This is a genomic window from Algicola sagamiensis DSM 14643, from assembly GCF_000374485.1.
Classification (GTDB): domain Bacteria; phylum Pseudomonadota; class Gammaproteobacteria; order Enterobacterales; family Alteromonadaceae; genus Algicola; species Algicola sagamiensis.
In genome coordinates this window covers 167,815-189,753 of the sequence record NZ_KB894493.1, presented here as the reverse complement: position 1 = coordinate 189,753, position 21,939 = coordinate 167,815, and the positions used below count along the sequence as shown (strand labels likewise).

Genomic DNA, 21,939 nt, shown 5'->3' with positions numbered 1-21,939 from the left:
TATGTATAATCCACCATTCATTTTTGTGGTAACCCTGAAGGCGAATGCATGCGGATTGCATTAGGTATTGAATATGACGGCTGTCAGTATTTTGGCTGGCAGCGACAAAGAGAAGTTGATAGTGTTCAGGAACGTATTGAAACAGCTTTAAGCACAATAGCCGATCACCCTGTGGAGGTGTTTTGTGCAGGAAGAACGGATGCAGGTGTACATGCGACTAATCAGGTGATCCACTTCGATACGACCAGTGAAAGAAATATCCGTGCTTGGACATTGGGTATGAATTCTAACTTGCCTGATGGTATTGCTGTGAAATGGGCGAAACCGGTCGATGATGATTTTCATGCGCGCTTCTCTGCAACAGCACGGCGATATCGCTACATTATTTATAACCACCCTTTGAGACCTGGTATCCATCAACATGGCCTGAGCCATTATCATTATCCCCTTGATGCAGAGAGAATGCATGAAGCTGCCCAGTGTTTAATTGGAGAACACGACTTCTCAGCATTTCGAGCAGTACAATGCCAATCAAAAAGTAAATTTCGTAATATGATCCATTTACGTGTAGAGCGCTTAAATGACTTTGTCATCATCGATATAAAAGCGAATGCATTTTTGCATCACATGGTCCGAAATATTACAGGTAGTTTGATTGAAGTTGGCAAAGGAAAACAGGATATTTCTTGGATCAAAGCGCTACTTGATGGAAAGGATAGAAACCTTGCTGCTGCGACTGCAAAAGCGGGCGGACTTTATTTAGTCAGTGTCGATTACCCAGAAGAATGTGGTATTCCTATGGAAGCACTGGGGCCACTATTTTTACCGAACAATTGATCTTTTACTGAATAATTGACCACCGTTCGCACTAGAAAAACAGTTAAGACCAGTTTTTGCTATTGTTTCCGGGCTTGATTATGTTTTAATTGGCCCCAAGAGTTTTGATCGCTTACAAAAAATTATTTTAAATCTACAATTGATGCAATAAATCCCTGTTTTGGTTCTGTTTTAATGACAAGAGCTTTTGTATAGTATGTTTGGGATCGAATACTGCACATGTATTTGGCTGATCATACTTCATGTACATTCATATATGCTGAATGTTCAAGGGTAGCAGGGGAGCTAACCAGAGAGAAATCAATGAACTGGATTGAGAAAATTCTACCAAAAACCAAGTCATCTCGTCGTCGTAATATTCCTGAAGGGGTTTGGACTCAATGTAAGTCCTGTAACGCGACTATCTATCATCAAGAGATGCAGAAATTACTCGGGGTGTGCCCAAAGTGTGAGCATCATAACAAAGTTTCTGCAAGAGAGCGTTTGACTTTCTTTTTGGACGAGGGGATTGAGGCTGAGCTAGGAGAAGAGCTGGAGCCACAAGATGTCTTAAAGTTTAAAGATATCAAAAAGTATAAAGATAAAATCTCGATTGCTCAGAAAAAAACTAAGGAAAAAGACGCGCTTGTTGTCATGAAGGGAAAAGTGAAGGGTGCTCCCGTAGTTGCCTGTGCATTTGAATATGGCTTTATGGGTGGTTCAATGGGCGCAGTAGTGGGGGCTAGATTCATCAAAGCTGTAGAAGCATGCCTTGAAGAAAATATCCCGCTTGTATGCTTTGCCGCCAGTGGTGGTGCGCGAATGCAAGAGGCACTCATGTCTTTGATGCAAATGGCGAAGACAAGTGCTGGTCTTGCGAAGATGCGAGAAAAGGGGTTACCGTATATTTCTGTCATGACTCATCCAACATATGGTGGTGTTTCAGCAAGTTTGGCCATGTTGGGAGATGTGAACATTGCAGAGCCAAAAGCCCTGATTGGTTTTGCCGGACCACGAGTGATTGAGCAGACGATTCGTCAAACTTTACCGGAAGGTTTTCAGCGCAGTGAGTTCCTATTAGAACATGGTGCAATTGATATGATTGTTGACCGCAGAGAAATGCGCGATACAATTGCGAGATTGATTCAAAAATTTATGTACCATGTATCCGATGAGAAGTCGGCTACTGCCTAGGAAATGCAAAAAAACAATAATTTACTGAGCCATCCAATGGACTTGGATGGCTGGCTATCACACCTCGAATCTATACATCCAATTGAAATTGATCTCAGCCTAGATCGCATCCAATGCGTATTTGATAAAATGGCACTCAATTTTGGTGGAAGCATAATCATCCTCGTTTCTGGAACAAACGGTAAAGGAACGACGATTAGAGCGATGGAGCAGTTACTTCATGCTCAAGGTATTTCGACAGGTGTATATTCATCACCACATATTCAGTGCTATACCGAACGTGTTCGGTTAAACGGCAACAACCCGTCCCCACAGACATTTATTGACTCATTTGAGTGGGTTGAGCAAATGCGGGATGACGCAACCCTGACTTACTTTGAGTTTGGCACTTTATCTGCATTTAAACTATTTGCGGATGCATCTCCAGAAGTTTTGTTGATTGAAGTAGGTTTAGGCGGTCGATTTGATGCAACAAACATTATTTCCCCTGATGTCAGCATTCTCACTTCTGTCAGCCTGGATCATGAGCGCTGGTTTGGCACAGACCTCTCTGCGATCGGTTACGAAAAAGCAGGTATCGCTCGGTTGAATCGCCCCTTTATTATTGGACAACCAGATGCCCCAGAGCGCGTTCGTGAAGCTGCAGCAGAGATAGGAGCTTCAGTATATTGGGCGGGAGAAGACTTTTTGATCCAACACGATAATACGACAGTAACGTTAGGTATTGGTGGTGAGCTTTATCAAGTTCCAAACGTCTCATTTCATCCTCACAATGTTGCATGTGCCATGCTAGCGCTTAAACAAATTGGCTACCTCCCATCCCCGGCACAACTCGCGAGTATGGATATCAGTTTTTCTTTACTTGGACGGCTTCAGATCTTATCAACTCAGCCCATGATACTCATGGATGTTGGTCATAATGAAGATGCAGCACGATTTCTAAATAAAAAAATTAAGCTGCATTACCCTGATAAGAAAATTTCGGCTGTTTGTGGCATGATGAAAGACAAAGCGATTCAAAAGACTTTGGCCCACCTCAATCTGACAATTAGCAATTGGTATTTTGCCCCATTACAGACTGAGCGAAGCGCAACAACACAGCAACTATTGGATGCACTAACCCTTAGCAGCAAAGAGAATGAGCAAATCTCAGATGCAACATGCATTGATAAGGCATGTTTTGAAGTGAATTGCTTTGATACATTAGCTGAGGCATGTGAAACTGCCGTTGAATCTCTACGTGATTCAGATGTCCTACTAATTTTTGGTTCCTTTTTTACTGTTTCCGAGGCGATGACCTGGTGGCAGGGGAGTGAAACATGAATGACTCATACCGAAACCGACTGATTGGCCTGATTGTCATTGTTCTAGTCAGTGTTGTTTTTCTTCCAGATATTTTCGATGGTGAAAAAGTCAGTTACCAGGATGACTTTAAGACTGTTCCAGAGCAGCCGGAAATTAAAACTGTGCCACTTAATCCAACAGTGACTCAAGCAGAGGTGAAGAAAAAACTGAGTGATTCCTCGGATCCAGAATTTGTGATGGAAGAAAAAGACCCCGTGACAGTAACTATTGGTGCGGCGCCTCATGTCAACGACAAAGCGCCCCGCATTCCTGTTCCGGAAAAAAAATCGGCTGAAAAAGAAACGCAGTCAAAGCCTCCTTCGCGAACAACTCCGACACCTACAGCAAAGAAAGAATCGAAAACAACGGTCAATAAGAAAGAAACAACCAAGACACAAGCTTCTAAAAAAGAGCCAGTGAAAAAGCCTGAAAGCCAGCAAGTGGCTCAGAAGAAGCCACTTACGAAGCCTAAACAAGAACCACCGAAGAAAAAGCCGAAGCCTGTTGAAAAAAACAAAGCAGATAAAATTGCTTGGGTGATCCAACTCGGTAGTTTTAAAAATAAGACGAATGTTGATAATTTGGTGAAAAAGCTCAGAAAGGCAGGGTTCGTTGTGTTTACGCGTCCTGTAAAAACTGCTTCAGGTCAATTAACCAAAGTATTTGTTGGACCAGATATGAATGCCAGCCGATTGGAAAAGTCTATTCCAAAACTCGAAAAAATGACGAAGCTGAAGGGAAAACTCTCACCATACTCTCCAACAGCGATTTAAAAAGCCGTGTTTCAAAATGCTGTACGTGGCAGCAGGCCTCTCATTTGTTGCCACGTAGCTGATGCATATCGTCGAATTCAGCTTGGATTTCCGAAAGATCACCAGACATTGATAAGCTCTAGAACATTGATTAAAAAAGTCATGCATTTAGCGGGTTGATTTGGTAGAATCTGCGCGTCTTTTTATTACGTGAAAAAAATATGACTTGGCTTGATATTGCGATTATTGGAGTCATTGGGCTTTCAACCCTAATCAGCTTGGTTAGGGGCTTCACAAAGGAAGCGATTTCTCTTGTCACCTGGATCACTGCGTTTTTCATCTCTTCGACCTTTCACAAAGATCTTGCTGTTTTTATGACATTTGTCGCTGATCCCACTGCGCGTAAAGCAGCGGCGATTGTCAGCTTGTTTCTTCTAACACTGGTCTTGGGCGCAATGGTCAACTACATTTTTAACAAAATGATTTCTAAGGTCGGTTTGTCGAGTACAGATCGTGCACTTGGGATGATTTTTGGTGGCTTAAGAGGCGTCTTTATTGTGAGTGCGGTGCTTTTTGCTTTGGATGCATTTACGCCATTGCCGAATCATGCGGCTTGGCAGGGATCGAAACTAATCCCTGAATTTAAGTTCATTATCCAATGGTTTTTCAATTATTTGCAGACAAATTCAAGCTTTTTAACACAATAAAATAAACTGCCAGCAAGCAACTCTGATACCCTACGTCAGAATGCCTGGAAGACGTCAAAGAAGGAAATGCTGGCAACATTTCAAAGGTTTGGTGAGGACACATTATGTGTGGTATTGTCGGAATACTTGGCAAAGAGGATGTTAACCAAGCGCTGTATGACAGCTTAACTGTTTTACAGCATCGGGGACAGGATGCATCAGGCATCTTGACGATCGATAACAGTACGTTTCGATTAAGGAAGTCAAATGGTCTCGTCAGGGATGTATTTCATACCCGCCACATGCAAGGGTTGAAAGGACAAGTTGGTATTGGGCACACAAGATACCCAACCGCAGGGACTTCCAACTGCGCTGAGGCGCAACCTTTTTACGTAAACTCTCCCTTCGGAATTGGCTTTGCTCACAATGGAAATCTAACAAACACGGAAGAGTTGACCCAATATCTCCATCATCAAGCAAAACGTCACGTCAACACCTCTTCAGACTCTGAAGTTCTTCTTAATATACTCGCCCACGAACTCCAACAATTTGGCCTCTTGGAGCTCTCTCCGAAAGAGATATTTCAAGCTGTCAGTAATGTCCACCGTCGAGTAAGAGGCGCTTATGCTGTTGTTTCGCTCGTTGTCGATCATGGTTTATTAGCATTTCGTGATCCGAATGCGATCCGTCCATTAGTCTTGGGTAAGCGTGAGACGGAGAAAGGGATGGAGTATATGGTGGCGTCTGAGAGCGTGGCTTTGGATGTGAACGGATTTCAACTTGTGCGTGATGTTGCCCCGGGTGAAGCGATTTATATCACACTCGATGGCGAGTTATTTACACAGCAATGTGCAGAAAATCCGACTTATTCTCCTTGTATTTTTGAATATGTTTACTTTGCACGCCCAGACTCAACCCTGGATAAGATCTCCGTGTATGATGCGCGAGTAAATATGGGCGTGAAGCTCGGTAAAAAAATTGCAGGCGAATGGGGAGAGCATGATATCGATGTGGTTATTCCTGTTCCCGAGACAAGCTGTGATATCGCATTGAGGATTGCTCAAGAGCTGAACTTACCATACCGTCAGGGGTTTGTGAAAAACCGCTATGTTGGGCGGACATTCATTATGGCAGGCCAATCTGAGCGGAAAAAGTCAGTGCGACGGAAGCTGAACCCAATTCCTGCAGAGTTCCGAGGGAAGCGGGTCTTACTTGTCGATGATTCTATTGTTCGTGGGACGACGTCGAAACAGATCGTAGAGCTTGCAAGAGAAGCTGGTGCGGAAAAAGTCTACTTTGCTTCCGCTGCACCTGAAGTTCGTTTTCCGAATGTCTATGGAATTGATATGCCGTCCTCATCTGAGTTGATTGCTCATGGTCGAGATGTTGATGATATCGCAAAAATGCTTGGTGCAGATGGACTGATTTACCAGTCACTCAGTGACTTAGTGGCCGCGGTTGGTGCTTCAAATCAAGATATCAAGCATTTTGAAACCTCGGTATTTGATGGTGATTATATAACCAACGATGTTGATCAACAGTATCTCAATCAACTGGATGCGAAGCGTAATGATCTGGCGAAGTCATCGCAGGAAGAAAATTCAGATAGCTTAGATATTCATAACGAAGATATAGCATCTTGACTTTCAGCTGTATTGTTCGCGCTTTTCAATGAGATCACTGGATGGAATAAACTTCCAATTAGAGCGGCATAAAGAAGCGAATGAAATTCAGATAAAAAAAGGGGGAGCTCTCGTCTCCCCAAACTCTCCTGCCTATTGCCTGGTAGGCCAATAAGTCACCTTATTTTATTCGTTAACTGGTGACGACTGGACCCAATCCTGATGTCCATAGAATTGCTGTCGCAGCAAGAATACAGACAAGTAAAATCAATCCACAAGTGACGACCGAGCTAGCATAAATAAAGCCGCGATCATCAGGGATATGCATGAGTATTGGAACTCCTGTGTATAACAAGTACACCGAGTAAGCGACTCCAACACAACCGACTAAAGTGATGAACCATAGTTCTGGATATAATGCAGCAAAGCCGGACATAAAAATTGGTGTTGCTGTATACGCTGCTAACTCCAATGTTTGTGTAAATGTCGGTTCTGCCCCAAATGTATGTGCCATCCAATATGCAAGATATGCCAACATAAATACGCCGACAATTAGAGCAAAATACATGGCAACTGCAAGCCAAGCTGCATTGGTCGCGGGCAGTGTGATTACTTCACTGGTATCAGTCAGTTGCCAACCAATGTGAGCAGCTGAGTAATAGCCACAAAGCGACGGAATTAAAGCGATTATCAGTATGTGAGACATACTGTATTTGAAGCTTTCATGTCGCGCATCAATTGTATGCCACTCCTCTTTTGGGTGAGCATACAGTCCCCATAAGTGATTTAATATCATTGTTGTATTCCTCACAAAAACTGACGCAAGGGGATGATTTTTTTCATCCGTATTATTTTTTTATGGACAAAGTATTGGTTTTCGTCAAGTTCTTCGTGACAGCTTTTTGCCATCTGATATAATCTTTCGTCCTCCGTGGGCTTGGTCTCGTTAAAAGCTATTTTCCTTGTTTTGTTGCAAATTAAAAATGACATTTTCATGATATTTTAGCGTTAATTTCATGAAATATGAGGAAAAATTGATGTGATCTCGTTCCATAGACTGAATCTAAAATTTAAAATGAGCCAAAGGATAGACGTTTCAAAGTCATCGTTATAAAAGGTGTATGCATGTTAGAAGAATATCAGCAGCTGCTGGAACCCATTGGAAACTTTCTCCATTGTGAAACTCCGCAGAGTTGGATTGATGTTGCGAAGCAACCAGAACAATTACCAGCATTGTTGATTGATCATGCAAATTGCGAAATGAAGGCGGCCATGAGTGCTCATAGTCTTGTACGCCGATATTGTTTGTCAAAAGAAAAGCGGCATTTGCTCCCAAATCTAGACTTTTATCGTGATGTGGCCGAACTCCCCGAAAAAGCTGAAATCCTGGGTAAACATACGATCTCAGATGATCAAATGCCCGTTTATCAGGCATTGGAAAAAAATAAATTACTCGTCAGAATGGTGTTGCTGATTCAAGAAGAGCTTCATCATTTTGAACAAGTCTTGGGAATTATGGAAAAGCGCGGGATTGAGTATGACGTTTTAACTGCCTCAAGGTATGCAAAAGGGATGCTAAAACATGTTCGTCACCACGAACCTGCTGCAATCGTCGATCGCTTGATTATTGGTGCATACATTGAAGCGCGTTCTTGCGAGCGATTTGCGAAGCTTGCGCCTTATCTTGATGATGAGCTGACACGATTTTATATCTCACTATTGCGCTCAGAAGCACGCCACTATGCAGATTATTTACAGCTTGCAGAAGAATATGCCCAGGCATCAATTCATGAGCGTGTGACCTATTTTGGCGAGATTGAGGCGCAGCTTATACTGGAGCATGATCCCGAATTTCGTTTTCACAGCGGCCAGCCTAAGGTTGAAGTCTAGGCACTGATGGCGAAGTTTTAAATTGTATAAGAGATTTCGCCCGCTCTGTATATATCGAGCTGACAAACTAGAAGCAATTCACGTTATACTGGCAGGAAAGAAAGGAGTAATATCTTGAGATTGATCCGACTATTAAAACGTGAAATAGCTCAGGAAAACCAACGCTGGGTCGATGAAGGGATTATTTCTAAAGCGCAATCTCGCAAGATCTGTGCGCTCTATGGTGTCGACCCAGATGCAATGGCTCAACATTCTCTTGGCTACACCATTCTGGTTGTCCTTGGTTACCTTTTTATTGGCCTATCCCTATTTTCTATCATCAGTGCAAACTGGGAAACCTTATCTCGTGAAGTAAGAACAATAGGGTTATTCTCACTGACGACTTTAACGCATGTCGTTGCTTTATATCAATATAACCAAGGCAAGGTGAAAGCGGCTACTGGGTTATTCTTCTTAGGCAGTATTTTCTACGGTGGCTCAATTATGCTCATCGCGCAGATCTTTCATATTGGTGAGCACTATCCAGATGGAATTTACTGGTGGGCTTTGGGAATATTACCGTTCGCCATACTTCTGAAAAGCTTTATTCTCATGGCTTTTTCTTTCTTTTTGGCTGTGATTTGGTTTTTTACAGAAACCAGTATGGGTTTTCACCCGGCTTCTTTTCCGCTCTTTTTATTGGCAACTGGCTACTTGCTTGCAAGAGGCACTTCAAGTTATATCCTCATGATTTGCTTTGGGGTGATGTCAGGTGTGTGGATTGAATACGAGTATGCTTGGTGGCTTGGGGAAAGGTTTGCATTTAATATCGGCGTTGACCTTGTTTTCGTTATTGGTGGTTATTTTATTTTGCTCCATGGACTAGGGAAGTGGCTTTTGCATCAATCAAAGGCGCATTTCCAAGATTTTGGTACCCTTTTAAATGTGTGGAGCATCCGGTTTCTGGTCTTTATTTTGCTGATCTACAGCTATGAAAGTACTTGGCGAGGAATGTTACATGAGCCATGGATTTCTCCAACAGCAGGGATCATTTTGCCCATTCTATTCTCCGTATTGTCTTTAGCTCTGATACTTCGCTATGAAAGACCTTCCTATGGGTTTCTTGCTGTGATCGTTGGTTTAATCGTTAGTATTGGGCTGACGAGGGTGGAATTGCTCCATGCACTTCACCTACAAGTATTGACCAATATTCTCCTGTTAGGTGTTGGGATTGGTTTAATTATTAAAGGGATACAAAGAAATGTAACCCACTATTTTTACTTGGGAATTTTCTCAATCATGATGATGGGGCTTTTACGCTATTTTGATTTAATTGGGGATTACCTCGGGACTAGTATCCTTTTTATCTTATGTGCATGTGTCTTGTTACTAAGTGCCCGATTTTGGAAAAAACACCAGGATAAGCGGGTACAGCAGAAGGGGAAGGCATGAATAACTTGGAAAACAAACGCTACATCATGATCGGCCTCGGTTTAACAATATGCACACAATTACTGGTTATGACGGGGGTATTGATGAAAGCGTATTACCCCATATGGGTTGGACAAGAGATCAAAGTCAAAACACAGCCTATTGATCCAAGAGATATTTTTCGTGGAAATTACGCGCAGTTGAGATATGACTTCTCAGACTTATTTGTAACTGAGACTGATAAGGCCATTCGTGAGAATGAAATTGTCTATGTGCAATTAAAACCACAAGGCGAAGTGTATATTTATGATAACTATACTTTTAAACCGCCAGAGTCTGGGATATACCTGAAAGGGAGGTTGGGTAATCAACACTGGAATCGTAAATCATATCGCGCAACCTTCGGAATAGAAGCTTTCTTTGCTGAAAAAGAAGAAGCGCTGCGACTTGAGCGAGAGCTACGCAATCGTGCTGTTGCAGTACTCCGAGTTGCTAAAAATGGTCAGGCTGCTTTAGTTCGAGTCGAAACAGCAAAGGATTAGTTGTCGGATACTTTTGGTATTACCTATTGTTTTGTCTAGTCTTTTATTCATCACTTGAATAAAAGACTGGCACCATGATCCTACAAACAAAAAACAAACGTGAACTTATCTTTTTTTTACTGCTTTCCTTGACGCCACTCGTTGGCATTTTGATTTTGATTTGGCCAATGATCTCAACAAATGATGTGAATGGTGGAAATCATGTTGCTCGTTGGTCACTAACATTTCTTTTTGTTTTGTTCTACTTTGTCTTTTGCCGAGCGATTCTACGAGATGAGGTTCGTAGAAAACTCGATACGACAGTGAATGCCATTATATTTATTTGTCTAGCCAGCTTCTTTGGCTATGTCGCATTTTTTACTCACTCGGATTATTTGAGCCAACGTATTGTTGAAAATGTGACACAGTTGCGCGTAGAAAACTCTGTCTTGACGCGAGATTTTGAACGACAATTGTTTTCACTCAAGCTTGAGAAGCAGGATGATAGTATTGCTTGGCCAGAAACCTTATCTCCAGAAAGTTATGAAGCATGGTTAAGTGCTCATTTTCATTTGCAAAAAGAAGACACACGTTTTCAAAAACTTTTAAAAATGGCGACTCAGATGCAAGAACGCTCTTTGCTGATTATTGAGTTAGAGGATCGGTTGAATGATGTTGAAAAAAGTGGTTTTTATCAGGATAACTATGTTTTTATTCGCGCAGTGACACTTGGTGCGTTGGGTGCGATGCTCTCTCTCATCATTTTGACGGCAAAGAACCACGATGAATCACGTGCACATTTATTTTCATCAGAAAAGTTTTGGATTGTTTTGATCTCAGATATCTTTGCTGGCGCAGCAATTGCTGTGATAGTACTTTCTGTATTCCAAACAAAACAACTCACCATTTTTGATGAGTTGACCGGTAATCAGCAAGTGGTTGCTGAAGCGGCAGCAGGTGCCATGATGCCAAGCTTTTGGCGGGTGACATTGTTGTGTTTTATTGCGGGTGCTTTTGCTAATAAAATATTTAACCTTGTTGCAGATAAAGTTGATCGTTATACAGGTGCGACTGACTTGCCGACTATTAATCTACCAATGGATGAGCAAGAGGATAGAAATCGCAGACCTCATCAGGAAAGTCAACCGAACGTCATCCCTGAAAACAACGAGATTCAGTCATGGCGTGAAACAGAAAATAGAGAATATGGCTCTTATGCTGAGCAAGAGCCAATGTCACAAAATCGCCAAAAAGACATCGTCTAAATAACGAAGTGTTTGACTAAATGCATTTTGCAGGCTTCGGTAACCCAGCTATTTTCGTGGCCTGCTTTGCTGGACCTTTTGGGAACAGCTTATAGAGATATTTGCTATTCCCTTTATCTTCACCAAGTTTCTGAGCCATGGCTTTGACAAGGGCTCGGATTGCAGGAGATGTTTTAAATTCAAGATAAAAATTTCTGACAAAATGGATCACTTCCCAGTGGTTATCGGTCAGTTGAATTTTTTCTTCTTCAGCCAGAAGAGGAGCAAGCTCCACAGACCAATCCTCTAAATTGATTAAGTAGCCTTCTTTATCTCGTTCGATATGACTTCCGTCGAATTCAATAGTGTTGCTCATACAGTTACCAGGTCAAGCTATTCCCAAAATCAAAAGTCAGTTGCACAAATTGTGCGTATGTGATGCATTGTATCTCTGAGACGGGCTGAATGCCACGTGCGGCTGCATCATCATGCAAAACGAACAGCTGTTTCGTTGGTAAATCACGCAAAGAGTGATTTGCACGATACGCCGCATCTTGAGTTAATAAAATGGCATCCTGTTGAGTCACGTAGGATAGAAGCGGGGTATGCTGGTCCAGCTGTTCTGGCTTTGTCAGTATATGTAGCGTTGTCATCGTTAAAATGAATAAATCTCGTCAAATTGAGTCATGAGTTCAGAAATTTCTTCCTGTGTTTTGCTTGTTACGTCATCAATTAGTTGCTCTGTATTGAGATGACGGGAATGGAGAGAATGTTCGCAGACAAATAGTTTTTCTACCTCATAGAAGGGCAGTGCTTGAATTGTCGAAAGGTAGTCTTTTGCCTGGATTGCCTCGGGGTTTTGGCCCCGCATCACCTGAAAAACACCATCGCCAATAAATAATACAGTGATATCTTGCTCAAAGGCACTCATCACCATGGCTAAGTCGAGCGCTTCTTTTCCATGTGATGTATTGAATGCAGATGTTTGATGAATAATGCCAATCTTTTTCATGTCATCAAGTGCCTACTTAAATTGGATAACGCGATCGGCTTCAATCGCCAAGCTAGCAAACTCGGCCATACCGGTGACTTGAAAGCCATCTGCAATATTCATCGATGCTTGTGGATGAGTATCAGGACCAATGATACCTCGCTTTTCTGCTGCAGTGATGCACAGAAGGAGTGGTACCTGGTGTTCTTGGGCCAGTGTTTGCCATGCCTGCGTGATGTTTGGCTCATCAGATGGAGGATGATTGTATCGGTTTGCAGTCGTCACTGCTTCTTGATAAAAAAATATGCCGTTAATTGCATGACTTTCCGCAATGACTGCCTGCGCAAAGCGGAGTGCGGATTGGTTGCTTTGGTTTGCGTAGTGAGAAGCACAGACCATGATAGAAAAAGTTGCCAAAGGTGAAGCTCCATCAAAATGAAAAAGCCCCGCAAATGCGAGGCTTTGACGAATTGTATCGACTGGTTAGTCGTCTCCTGAGAAAGCTCCCAAGATGTTGAGTAGGCTGACAAAAATATTGTAGATAGAAACATACAAAGTAATTGTCGCTAAGATGTAATTTTTCTCACCGCCGTGAATGATTTCACTTGTCTGGTACAAGATTGCAGCAGACGAGAAAAGAATAAACATCGCTGAAATTGCTAGAGATAGTGCTGGCAGCTGAAGGAAGAGGTTCGCAATCACTGCAACAAGAAGCACTACAAAACCAGCAACCATCATCCCACTTAGGAATGACATGTCTTTCTTCGTCGTTAAGACATATGCTGATAAGCCGAAGAAAGTCATGGCCGTTCCACCTAGAGCCAGAACAATAACATCACCAGCTCCGTTGCTGATAAACATGTTCAGTATAGGCCCCAGGGTGTAACCTAAGAATCCTGTGAAGGCAAAGGTTAATACAAGGCCTAATGGGCTATTTGCTGTTTTATGAATAGCAAACAATAAGCCATAGAAACCGACCAGCATGATGATGATGCCCGGGTGAGGCAAATTGAGTGCCATTGAAACGCCAGCGACAGCTGCACTGAATGCAAGCGTCATTGCTAAAAGAAAATAGGTATTTTTAAGTACCTTGTTCGTTTCGATAATCGACGTGGACGTCGATTCAAAAGCACTTCTCGTTTCCATAGAATATCTCCAGAGTAAATTTAATCGTTTAGAAACTCATATCGCAAAAAAGTTTCATATCACGAGTGAACAGCTCATAGCATATAGATAGGGGCAACTATACCATTATTCAAGAAAAATGGGCTAGTGATATGAATAGAAAACATGAAACTTTATTTTTACCTGCGGATTATTTATCCAGATCGGAAGCTATTTCTTTGAGTTGCTGGACAAATTTATCGGCAAAACTGTGATGCGGGTAGTGATGCTCAATATCTCGGATCAACTGTGCTCGAACTGACTTGTCATCTGTATTCTGTTCTAGAGTGTATTGACAATCATTTAAATGAATTGTTGGATGAGTATCTCCCGAGAAAATAATCGCTAACATTTCAGATAAGTTCTGTTGGATCAAAGAAAAGTTCTCGAAATCTCTTTGAAGCTGAACTTTCATTTCAGATGGAGTTGGTTGGTTTTCCATTGAGATGCCAATATGAAGTGTTCCTTCTCCTGATCTAAGCGTTCCGTCCTGTGTTGTTTGAGTTTTTGGCTGATGCCCATTGGGAGTGATCGATGGAACCGGGGGTTGATATGATTGAATTTTATTACCTGACATCTCACTCCCCTTATACTCTAATCGTTTGTTTAAACATCGGCGGACTATCTGAAGACTGATCAAATTGGCCTGAGAGCATTTCCTGCCAACGAACAAGACTGTGATAAAACTCCGTTAAATGTGTTTCTAAAGCCGCAGGTGTGAGCCTATCCAGGTTAATAATCCGGTAAAGCATTGGTTGCCATGTATTGGAGTCGACAGCAAAAAGCTCTTTTGTTGATGGCCAGCAGGCATTAGAGGCAAGCAACATGGCTGCATATTCGTTATCGAGTTTTTCACTGATGGCTAATGTACTACTGAGCTTTAGAAATCCTTCTGTTAAATTCAAGTCGAGTCGAAGCTCAAAGTCGTTCTCAAAGCGAACCACCATGCGCCCGTTTTGTGGCATTGAGAGTGGGGAGATCCCAATTCTTTGGCTGAAATCAGCCAATATATGATTAAACCGTTTTAATTCCATAGGCAAAGCCTTATTCGTGCGTTACCGGGTCTCTAGCGTATCATTTTCTCATCCTTAAGTGCTACAAAAAAGAGCCTCTATCTTTTAATCTTAATGATGAATTCTATTTTGGGCATTTCTCATCGTATCTTCCTGAAGCGTTATCATGAAAGAGTATTCAGAAAAGCTGGATAAGTGTTTAAAAAAAAGACGCCCTAATCTAACACAAATTTAAATGAAAGTGCTAGTAGAGGCTCTGTTGATCATTCATTAATGTCGCTGCTGGTTGCTATGCGCCGTGATTAATGCCTTTTCAGGGGTAACAGCGTGGATTGATGAAAGAAAAGCAGACCCCAGTTGGTTGTGCAGAGATGAGCTTTTATTTTTAAAGGTACGTTGGATGGATTTGAGAAAAACACTGGAGGTATATCCATACCTGAATAGACCTCCTCATGCAAGACCGCAGGGTTTTAGCGAACAAAAGTCATCGGTTGACCTTTTTGTGAGTCGTCAAATTTACCATCTTGGTAAACAGCATGGCCATTGACAAAAGTTGTCTTCACTGTTGAATGGAAGTGATATCCATTAAATGGTGACCAACCGCATTGATAATAAATATTCTCATCAGAGCAGGTAAAACCTTGCTTCAAGTCAACGAGAACCAAGTCAGCGAAATAGCCTTCGCGAATATAACCGCGTTCTACGACAGTGTAGCGCTCAGCAACAGCGTGGCTTGTTTTTTGTACAATCTTTTCTAAAGAAAAAACGCCTTTATGGTAAAACTCTAAAGTACTTAGAAGGGCATGTTGTACCAGAGGAACACCCGCTGGTGCTGCAAAATAGTTGCCTTGCTTCTCATCCCAGGTATGCGGTGCATGATCGGTCGCAATCACATCAATAACGTCATCATTGACTGCATTAATTAATGCTTGTTGATCGGATGGGAATTTTACAGCTGGGTTGCACTTGATTTGGCTGCCAAGCTTTTCGTAATCATCTGAATTGAAGAATAAGTGATGGACACACACTTCAACAGAGATGTTTTCATCTGCAAGTGACTTGTAGTCAGGTTTTTTCTTAAAAAGCGAGAGTTCTTTTTCTGTTGTTAAATGCAGAACATGCAAGCGGCTATTGTATTTTCTAGCGAGTTCAACTGCCATTGTTGAGGATTTATAGCATGCATCAGCGCTACGGATCTCAGGGTGGCAGACCATGGGCACATCATCACCGTATTTTTCACGGTAGGCTTGCTCATTATCTAAGATCATCGGTGTATCTTCGCAATGCGTGACAATGAGTGTTGGTGCTTCTTTAAAGATATTTGCCAGGGTTTCTTGGTTATCAACAAGCATATTTCCTGTTGAAGCTCCCATGAATACTTTGATGCCGCAAACTTTTGTTGGGTCGAGGGTTTTAATTACCTCTAGGTTGTCATTTGTTGCGCCCATGTAAAAGCTAAAGTTTGCTAAAGATGATTTGCTAGCTCGGTCCAACTTATCATCAATGGCTTCATGTGTGACGGTGGCTGGTTTTACATTTGGCATTTCCATGTATGAGGTGATCCCACCTGCAACTGCGGCTCTGGACTCTGTTGCGATTGTTCCCTTGGTTGGGAATCCTGGCTCACGGAAATGGACCTGATCATCAATCATCCCAGGTAGAAGGTGAAGACCAGTAGCATCGATTACCTCGGCATCGGGTACATTGATGTTTGAAGCGACTTTGGCAATTCGCTCGCCTTCAATCAGGACATCTTGCGCCAGGATCTGGTTTTCGTTCACAACTTGAGCATTTTTTATCAATATTTTTTTCATGGAGGCTTCCGCATCTCTGTGAAGTTAGGTCAATGTGAAATATAATACCCTATTCATTAGACATTCTCATAAGGTAGTACAGGTTTTTTATGATCTTATTTGTGAAAGATCTCACCGTGATAGATTTCTCCTATCTTGACACGGTGCGAGGCATAGTGGGCGATAGTTGGATAGTTGACTTGGAACTGCACGGTGATCTCGACCACCAAAGCATGGTTCTTGACTTTGGGTTGGTAAAAAAACAAATCAAGAAAGTGATTGACGCGACAGTAGATCATAAACTTGCTGTACCTACCAAAGCCTCAGATGTTGAAATCCAGCGTACAGAAGATGGCACGACCATTCAATTTAAAGATGTGCATGGACGATTAACCGCTGTATTTGGCCCCGATGAAGCATTTGTGGCGATTGAAAACGAACAGGTTGACTTCGAGAGTACGATTACATTCTTGCAAAAAGAAATTCAGCAGGTATTACCTGAGAATGTTCAATCTGTCGTATTGACGCTGCGCTCTGAAGCAATTAATGGTTTCTCTTACCATTATTCTCATGGGTTGAAAAAACATGATGGAAACTGTCAACGTATTGTTCATGGACACCGTTCATTAATTTCTATATATGAAGATGGTATGCGTAGTCTTCGCTTGGAAAAGGAGTGGGCAGGGCGTTGGGAAGATATCTATCTAGGTTCTGAAGAAGATATGGTGTCGTTTTCTGATTTAAAGCACCTGACTTTAGATATTTCTTCGGATGACTATTTTGCTTTTCAATATACATCTTCTCAAGGCGAATTCGAACTTGTGACAGCAAAAGCGGTCACAGAGATTATTCCACATGATACAACCGTTGAATTACTTGCGCAGTATATTGCAAATGAACTTAAGCAACAAAATTCAGAGAAGGAAATAAAAATTGAAGCCTACGAAGGTGTTGGCAAAGGTGCCATCGCAATTTCTTAAATCATCTCTTGTTGCTGGTATCGTATTTTCGATGCCAGCATTCGCTAAACCAGACAACCTCACATTAACAGGTGACTTTCGACAAGGTCATTTAATCCAAGGGAAGGTACAGCCCGGGTCACAAGTCTCGCTTGATGGAAAATCCGTTTATGTCGGTCCAAAAGGGCAGTTTGTTTTTGGATTTGGGCGGGATGCAAAACCCACGAGCCAGGTGAAGGTTATCCTTCCGAACAACCAAACCATTACGAAAACACTGAACGTTCAACAGCGCAGCTATAAAGAACAAAAAATTAATGGTGTTGAGAAAAAATATGTCTCACCGCCCAAGTCGACACTCGCAAGAATCAAAAAAGATAATGCCCGCATCAAGGATGCACGAAGTGTTGTCGATATGCGATATGATTTCCAAGAACAAGCAATCATACCGACTAAAGGTCCCATTAGTGGTGTATACGGCAGTCGTCGAATTTTTAATGGTGTGCCAAAATGGCCTCATTTCGGACTTGATATAGCAGCAAAAACGGGAAGTAAAGTTGTTGCGCCATTACCAGGAAAAGTCACACTCGCGGATCCAGATTTGTACTATTCTGGTGGAACCATTGTCGTTGATCATGGGTTTGGCATTACAACGACATATCTTCATCTCAGCAAATTGAAAGTGAAAGAAGGACAATGGGTTAAAAAAGGAGATTTGATTGGGCTTGTTGGTGCAACAGGCCGAGTGACTGGACCGCATTTAGATATTCGTTTGAACTGGCAACAAGTACGCTTGGATCCTGCCATACTATTTCCGAGTTTGGCAACGAAATAAACAATGAATTGTGATAAAAAAGACCGCAATTGCGGTCTTTTTTTGTTCTATACGGACTGTGTTGATGTACAGGGTACCTTATGGCTTTTGCTGTTGGAGCATGTCCTTCAGAGATGCGATTTCATCTCGCAGGGCATTGACTTGTGCAACAGTCGCAGGAGTATCGTCTTCCGTTTGCTCTTGCTTTTTCTTTTCTGCGCGGTGTGCTTCCTGCTCTTGTGCCATCACATCAAGAATTGTACCCACCATCATATTCAAGAAGACAAATGCCGTGAGGAAAATAAAACTGATGTAAAAGGTCCAACTGAGAGGGAGAACCGCCATCGTTTCATACATCACATCAGTCCAGTCTTCAAAAGTTGCTACTCGGAACAAGGTGAGCATTGAAATGCTAACATCGCCCCACAAAACAGGATTAATTTTGCTAAAAAGGATGCTGCCAATTGCGGCATAAATATAGAAAATGACAAACATAAGAAGCGCAATGTAACCCATTCGAGGCATTGCTTTAATCAACGAGTTTACAAGTACCTTGAGTTCAGGGACCATGGAGACGAGTCGTAGGACTCGGAATATTCTCAGTAATCTTGCAAGGAGGACCGTAGAACCAGTAGCTGGGATCAGGCTGCCGATGACAATGAGCGTATCAAAAATATTCCAGCCACTCTTAAAAAAGTCTTTTGGTCCGTTACTGCTAAAATAGCGGATCACGAGCTCAAAAAGAAAAAACACAGTGATCATGATGTCGAATGTATTGAGGGTTTTGACAGCCCAGACTGGGAGGTTGTATGTATGAGCACCAATCGACAACGCAGAAAGGATGATAACGGCCACGACAAAAGATTGAAAAGCTTTACTGTCGTTCATGCGTTTTAATTGTGATTGAATACTAGACAAACTCAAGATCACGCTTCTATTCTCCTATGATTTCGTTTGAGTTGTGTGAAAAACGAACGAATTCTATCATATCTTAGGCTGGATTTTCATTCTTTTTTATTGAATGAAGTGTCTATATGCTGATGAAATGAGCAAGATTTTATAAGATGGATCCTTTTGTTGACCAGTTACACATGATGCTATTTTCAAAATGACTAGTTAATTTTCATGCAGATCGCTATGCAAAAAATAGTGGTCTGTTTATGCTTAAGTGAAATGGTTCATTCGCTCTGGTACATTTGAGAGGGTTGATCTGTAAACCAACGGTCTTCGTTCATTCTGCTCATGGAGGGTCACTGTGAACATTTTTCGATTTTTTGAAGCGGTCTTTGCAGCAATTTCTTTTCCAGTGTTGGCGGTCAGTTTGTATTGTTTGATAGGGGCGAATATTCAATCTGATGAATTTTGGCCTCAAGCTGAACGTGTTCTATCCATCACGCTATTGCTGAGCTTTCTTCATGTGATTATCCTCAGCATTCCGATTTTTATACTTCTAGAGTTGAAAAGTGCGATTCACTTATGGTCATCCATGCTTGCAGGGCTCTTTGTTGGCCTGCTCCCAATTTGTTATTACTGGCTACTATGGCACATTGTTGGTGAGCAATTTGGACATGGGCATATTTCAGATCATACCGTTCATTTCCAACCGCCAGTATTTTACGCCAATATGGGTTTTATTGAGGCATCACTCGTGATGGGAGGGTTGGGTATCTGTAATGGTTTAGGATTTTGGTGTGTGTTGGGAAACAAAAAACAGAAAATACGAGAAACGGAAAACGAAATTGAGGTTAGCGACTGAATCATTGTAAAATTGGTTGCGGGAGCCGGATTTGAACCGACGACCTTCGGGTTATGAGCCCGACGAGCTACCAGGCTGCTCCATCCCGCGACCGTGTATACTCATTTTCACATGTTGATCTGGTAGCATCAAAATGTGGTTGCGGGGGCCGGATTTGAACCGACGACCTTCGGGTTATGAGCCCGACGAGCTACCAAGCTGCTCCACCCCGCGTCCGTGAGTATTTTTACTAATGACTCATTTTGAGTTGAAAATAGCTTTCAAGACAAAGCTGTTCAAAAAAAGTGTGGTTGCGGGGGCCGGATTTGAACCGACGACCTTCGGGTTATGAGCCCGACGAGCTACCAGGCTGCTCCACCCCGCGTCCGTATGTACTTCTTTTTTTACTATTCATCTCAATATGAGAATTTGGTTGCGGGAGCCGGATTTGAACCGACGACCTTCGGGTTATGAGCCCGACGAGCTACCAGGCTGCTCCATCCCGCGACCGATTGCATTTCAGAGTTTTGGTTGCGGGAGCCGGATTTGAACCGACGACCTTCGGGTTATGAGCCCGACGAGCTACCAGGCTGCTCCATCCCGCGTCCTCTGAAAGCGGGGCGAATCTTATTACTATTCCCTAAGGGGCGCAAGCTTTTTTATAAAATTACTTTCTAACTGGTTGTTTCATCATCAAATCAGGCCGAATTGTTGATAGAAAGCACAATTTTGAGTGGTATGGAAGATATTGAGAAGGGGTGGTGACGATTTACTGACAAAAAACAACCAATACTTTACGTCATTCAGGAAGAATCAAGGCATATTACCGCGTATGTTTAAGATTTGATTAATGATAAGAGGAACAATATGCTTTATTTTCAGGCGGGTACATTTCAACAAATTCGTAGGGGTTATCATTTCTTACTATTTATCGTATCAACCTTGTCACCAAACTTGTTTGCACTTGAGGTGTTGACACATAAACAGATGTATATCGACCAATTGATGTACCAATCATCTTCAATTTTTACCGAAATGAATCTCGTGGAGTCTGCACAAGTTGTTTCTTGTGAATTGCGTAATGGTCAACACAGTTGGTGCTACCAACTCAAGTTTCATGCAAATCAAATTGAGGATGGTCCATATTGTTTTGAAAACTCGCAGGGAGAAGTCGGACTCTATTATTATGATGGTGTCACCAACCCAGGACTAAAAACACTGATCCCTGCTTTTTTCGAAGATATGGAAAAAGATGGTTACGATATCTTAGATGAACAGGGAAAAGTACGATTCGTCATGCTAGGGGGAGGTGGAGATCCGATTGATCCCAAATTTAAGTATTGTCTCGAGGCGAAAAGAGATGATGCGTTGATAACTGTCTATCAAATACCGATTTTCCCTCGTTATGCCAAAGCCCCAACACCAATCGATGATGCGGGGATCGTTTTTGCGGTTTCTGCAAATGGGATCCCACTGAATGGCCCACCACCATCAGTCGTTCTTGGCCCTGGGAAAGATAGAGGTCCTGCTTCAGGCAATGTTCCTGCGGTTGATCACTGTGGTGGTCATGTTCAACCGGCTGGTTTTTATCACTTTCATTATTATCCCCAAACAATGAACCGCTACTTACAAAAGAATGGTATTTATACGGTCACTTGTGATGAAGTGAAGCAAAGAAAGAACATGCCGTTAGGTATTGCGCTTGATGGATATCCGATTTATGCAGAGCGTGATATCTTTGGTAAACGTCCTGAAGGGCTCGATGAGTGCCACGGCCACTTCGGTGCAACACGATTGCAACCACTTGGTGTGTATCATTACCATGCAGTGAATACGGCGATCCCGAATACCGTTCCTTGTCTTAAAGGGGAATTATCGACAGCTTCTTTTTCACTAGAATAAGTCATTGCCAGGCAGAAGGACTTGCTATTTTCACTATGGTTTATTTCAATATGGCTTATTTTTGACCCTTTTTTCGTTCATCTTTGCTTTTC

The 21,939-nt window shown here is 42.2% G+C and carries 24 protein-coding genes and 5 tRNA genes; 14 read left to right on the top strand and 15 right to left on the bottom strand.

Annotation, left to right across the window (positions count from 1 at the left end; translation table 11 throughout):
* Positions 1 to 48: 48 nt before the first annotated feature.
* The 6 genes from truA to purF all read left to right on the top strand — a co-directional run bounded on the left by truA (position 49) and on the right by purF (position 6,435).
* A complete protein-coding gene (gene truA, locus C505_RS0106650) occupies positions 49 to 837 on the top strand; it encodes a tRNA pseudouridine(38-40) synthase TruA (RefSeq protein ID WP_018691813.1) in 789 nt (262 codons plus the stop codon).
* 303 nt (positions 838 to 1,140) lie between these two features.
* Positions 1,141 to 2,010, top strand: a complete 870-nt coding sequence (accD, locus tag C505_RS0106645) for an acetyl-CoA carboxylase, carboxyltransferase subunit beta (RefSeq protein WP_018691812.1) — start codon at positions 1,141 to 1,143, stop codon at positions 2,008 to 2,010.
* A gap of 3 nt (positions 2,011 to 2,013) precedes the next feature.
* Positions 2,014 to 3,333, top strand: coding sequence for a bifunctional folylpolyglutamate synthase/dihydrofolate synthase (locus tag C505_RS0106640; RefSeq protein ID WP_018691811.1), 1,320 nt, complete (start codon positions 2,014 to 2,016; stop codon positions 3,331 to 3,333).
* Positions 3,330 to 4,127, top strand: a complete 798-nt coding sequence (locus C505_RS23530) for an SPOR domain-containing protein (RefSeq protein WP_018691810.1) — start codon at positions 3,330 to 3,332, stop codon at positions 4,125 to 4,127. Before C505_RS0106640 ends, C505_RS23530 begins: the two co-directional genes overlap by 4 nt.
* Before the next feature lie 200 nt (positions 4,128 to 4,327).
* On the top strand, positions 4,328 to 4,813 hold the full coding sequence (locus C505_RS0106630) for a CvpA family protein (protein ID WP_018691809.1): 486 nt from the start codon (positions 4,328 to 4,330) through the stop codon (positions 4,811 to 4,813).
* A gap of 104 nt (positions 4,814 to 4,917) precedes the next feature.
* Positions 4,918 to 6,435 carry an amidophosphoribosyltransferase gene (purF, locus tag C505_RS0106625; RefSeq protein ID WP_018691808.1) on the top strand — a complete coding sequence of 506 codons (1,518 nt, stop codon included), beginning with the start codon at positions 4,918 to 4,920 and terminating at the stop codon, positions 6,433 to 6,435.
* A gap of 172 nt (positions 6,436 to 6,607) precedes the next feature.
* Here purF and C505_RS0106620 read toward each other — a convergent pair whose 3' ends face one another.
* Complete coding sequence (locus C505_RS0106620) at positions 6,608 to 7,210, bottom strand: Yip1 family protein (RefSeq protein ID WP_018691807.1); 603 nt, start codon at positions 7,208 to 7,210, stop codon at positions 6,608 to 6,610.
* 329 nt (positions 7,211 to 7,539) lie between these two features.
* Here C505_RS0106620 and miaE point away from each other — a divergent pair, with 329 nt between their 5' ends.
* The 4 genes from miaE to C505_RS0106595 all read left to right on the top strand — a co-directional run bounded on the left by miaE (position 7,540) and on the right by C505_RS0106595 (position 11,500).
* Positions 7,540 to 8,304, top strand: a complete 765-nt coding sequence (miaE, locus tag C505_RS0106610) for a tRNA isopentenyl-2-thiomethyl-A-37 hydroxylase MiaE (protein ID WP_018691805.1) — start codon at positions 7,540 to 7,542, stop codon at positions 8,302 to 8,304.
* Positions 8,305 to 8,418: 114 nt separating this feature from the next.
* The gene (locus tag C505_RS21655; protein ID WP_169337013.1) at positions 8,419 to 9,735 is read left to right on the top strand and encodes a DUF2157 domain-containing protein; all 1,317 of its coding nucleotides are present in this window, start codon (positions 8,419 to 8,421) and stop codon (positions 9,733 to 9,735) included.
* Positions 9,732 to 10,256 (top strand): GDYXXLXY domain-containing protein, encoded by a 525-nt coding sequence (locus C505_RS0106600; protein ID WP_018691803.1) that lies wholly within the window; start codon positions 9,732 to 9,734, stop codon positions 10,254 to 10,256. The genes C505_RS21655 and C505_RS0106600 overlap by 4 nt, the downstream gene beginning before the upstream one ends.
* A 74-nt stretch (positions 10,257 to 10,330) precedes the next feature.
* Complete coding sequence (locus C505_RS0106595) at positions 10,331 to 11,500, top strand: hypothetical protein (RefSeq protein WP_018691802.1); 1,170 nt, start codon at positions 10,331 to 10,333, stop codon at positions 11,498 to 11,500.
* Positions 11,501 to 11,516: 16 nt separating this feature from the next.
* Here C505_RS0106595 and C505_RS0106590 read toward each other — a convergent pair whose 3' ends face one another.
* The 8 genes from C505_RS0106590 to C505_RS0106555 all read right to left on the bottom strand — a co-directional run bounded on the left by C505_RS0106590 (position 11,517) and on the right by C505_RS0106555 (position 16,461).
* Positions 11,517 to 11,855 (bottom strand): TusE/DsrC/DsvC family sulfur relay protein, encoded by a 339-nt coding sequence (locus tag C505_RS0106590; protein ID WP_018691801.1) that lies wholly within the window; start codon positions 11,853 to 11,855, stop codon positions 11,517 to 11,519.
* A gap of 4 nt (positions 11,856 to 11,859) precedes the next feature.
* On the bottom strand, positions 11,860 to 12,132 hold the full coding sequence (tusB, locus tag C505_RS21650) for a sulfurtransferase complex subunit TusB (protein WP_018691800.1): 273 nt from the start codon (positions 12,130 to 12,132) through the stop codon (positions 11,860 to 11,862).
* Positions 12,133 to 12,134: 2 nt separating this feature from the next.
* Positions 12,135 to 12,491, bottom strand: coding sequence for a sulfurtransferase complex subunit TusC (tusC, locus tag C505_RS0106580; RefSeq protein ID WP_018691799.1), 357 nt, complete (start codon positions 12,489 to 12,491; stop codon positions 12,135 to 12,137).
* 12 nt (positions 12,492 to 12,503) lie between these two features.
* A complete protein-coding gene (gene tusD / locus C505_RS0106575) occupies positions 12,504 to 12,887 on the bottom strand; it encodes a sulfurtransferase complex subunit TusD (protein WP_026317795.1) in 384 nt (127 codons plus the stop codon).
* A 66-nt stretch (positions 12,888 to 12,953) separates the two neighbouring features.
* A complete protein-coding gene (locus tag C505_RS0106570; protein ID WP_018691797.1) occupies positions 12,954 to 13,616 on the bottom strand; it encodes a Bax inhibitor-1/YccA family protein in 663 nt (220 codons plus the stop codon).
* A 169-nt stretch (positions 13,617 to 13,785) separates the two neighbouring features.
* Positions 13,786 to 14,211, bottom strand: coding sequence for a hypothetical protein (locus tag C505_RS0106565; protein WP_018691796.1), 426 nt, complete (start codon positions 14,209 to 14,211; stop codon positions 13,786 to 13,788).
* A gap of 10 nt (positions 14,212 to 14,221) precedes the next feature.
* Positions 14,222 to 14,668, bottom strand: coding sequence for a CesT family type III secretion system chaperone (locus tag C505_RS0106560; protein WP_018691795.1), 447 nt, complete (start codon positions 14,666 to 14,668; stop codon positions 14,222 to 14,224).
* Between the two features lie 449 nt (positions 14,669 to 15,117).
* Complete coding sequence (locus C505_RS0106555; protein ID WP_018691794.1) at positions 15,118 to 16,461, bottom strand: dihydroorotase; 1,344 nt, start codon at positions 16,459 to 16,461, stop codon at positions 15,118 to 15,120.
* Positions 16,462 to 16,550: 89 nt separating this feature from the next.
* On the opposite strand from C505_RS0106555, the gene C505_RS0106550 reads away from it, so the two are divergent.
* Both C505_RS0106550 and C505_RS0106545 read left to right on the top strand, forming a co-directional pair.
* The gene (locus C505_RS0106550) at positions 16,551 to 17,420 is read left to right on the top strand and encodes a 6-carboxytetrahydropterin synthase (protein ID WP_018691793.1); all 870 of its coding nucleotides are present in this window, start codon (positions 16,551 to 16,553) and stop codon (positions 17,418 to 17,420) included.
* Between the two features lie 31 nt (positions 17,421 to 17,451).
* Entirely contained in the window at positions 17,452 to 18,231 is a 780-nt protein-coding gene (locus C505_RS0106545) for a M23 family metallopeptidase (protein WP_051090591.1), read from the top strand.
* Between the two features lie 78 nt (positions 18,232 to 18,309).
* Here the strand turns inward: C505_RS0106545 and C505_RS0106540 are convergent, their stop codons facing one another.
* On the bottom strand, positions 18,310 to 19,098 hold the full coding sequence (locus C505_RS0106540) for an ion transporter (protein WP_018691791.1): 789 nt from the start codon (positions 19,096 to 19,098) through the stop codon (positions 18,310 to 18,312).
* 367 nt (positions 19,099 to 19,465) lie between these two features.
* Here C505_RS0106540 and C505_RS0106535 point away from each other — a divergent pair, with 367 nt between their 5' ends.
* On the top strand, positions 19,466 to 19,966 hold the full coding sequence (locus C505_RS0106535) for a hypothetical protein (RefSeq protein ID WP_018691790.1): 501 nt from the start codon (positions 19,466 to 19,468) through the stop codon (positions 19,964 to 19,966).
* Positions 19,967 to 19,979: 13 nt separating this feature from the next.
* Here C505_RS0106535 and C505_RS0106530 read toward each other — a convergent pair.
* The 5 genes from C505_RS0106530 to C505_RS0106510 form a co-directional block, all read right to left on the bottom strand.
* Positions 19,980 to 20,056, bottom strand: a tRNA-Met gene (locus tag C505_RS0106530).
* 46 nt (positions 20,057 to 20,102) lie between these two features.
* Positions 20,103 to 20,179 (bottom strand) — tRNA-Met (locus tag C505_RS0106525).
* Positions 20,180 to 20,253: 74 nt separating this feature from the next.
* A tRNA-Met gene (locus tag C505_RS0106520) sits at positions 20,254 to 20,330 on the bottom strand.
* 45 nt (positions 20,331 to 20,375) lie between these two features.
* Positions 20,376 to 20,452: transfer RNA gene (locus tag C505_RS0106515), tRNA-Met, on the bottom strand.
* Positions 20,453 to 20,473: 21 nt separating this feature from the next.
* A tRNA-Met gene (locus C505_RS0106510) sits at positions 20,474 to 20,550 on the bottom strand.
* A gap of 262 nt (positions 20,551 to 20,812) precedes the next feature.
* On the opposite strand from C505_RS0106510, the gene C505_RS21645 reads away from it, so the two are divergent.
* Positions 20,813 to 21,847: a YHYH protein gene (locus tag C505_RS21645; protein ID WP_018691789.1), complete on the top strand. Its 1,035-nt coding sequence runs from the start codon at positions 20,813 to 20,815 to the stop codon at positions 21,845 to 21,847.
* Positions 21,848 to 21,939: the final 92 nt, after the last annotated feature.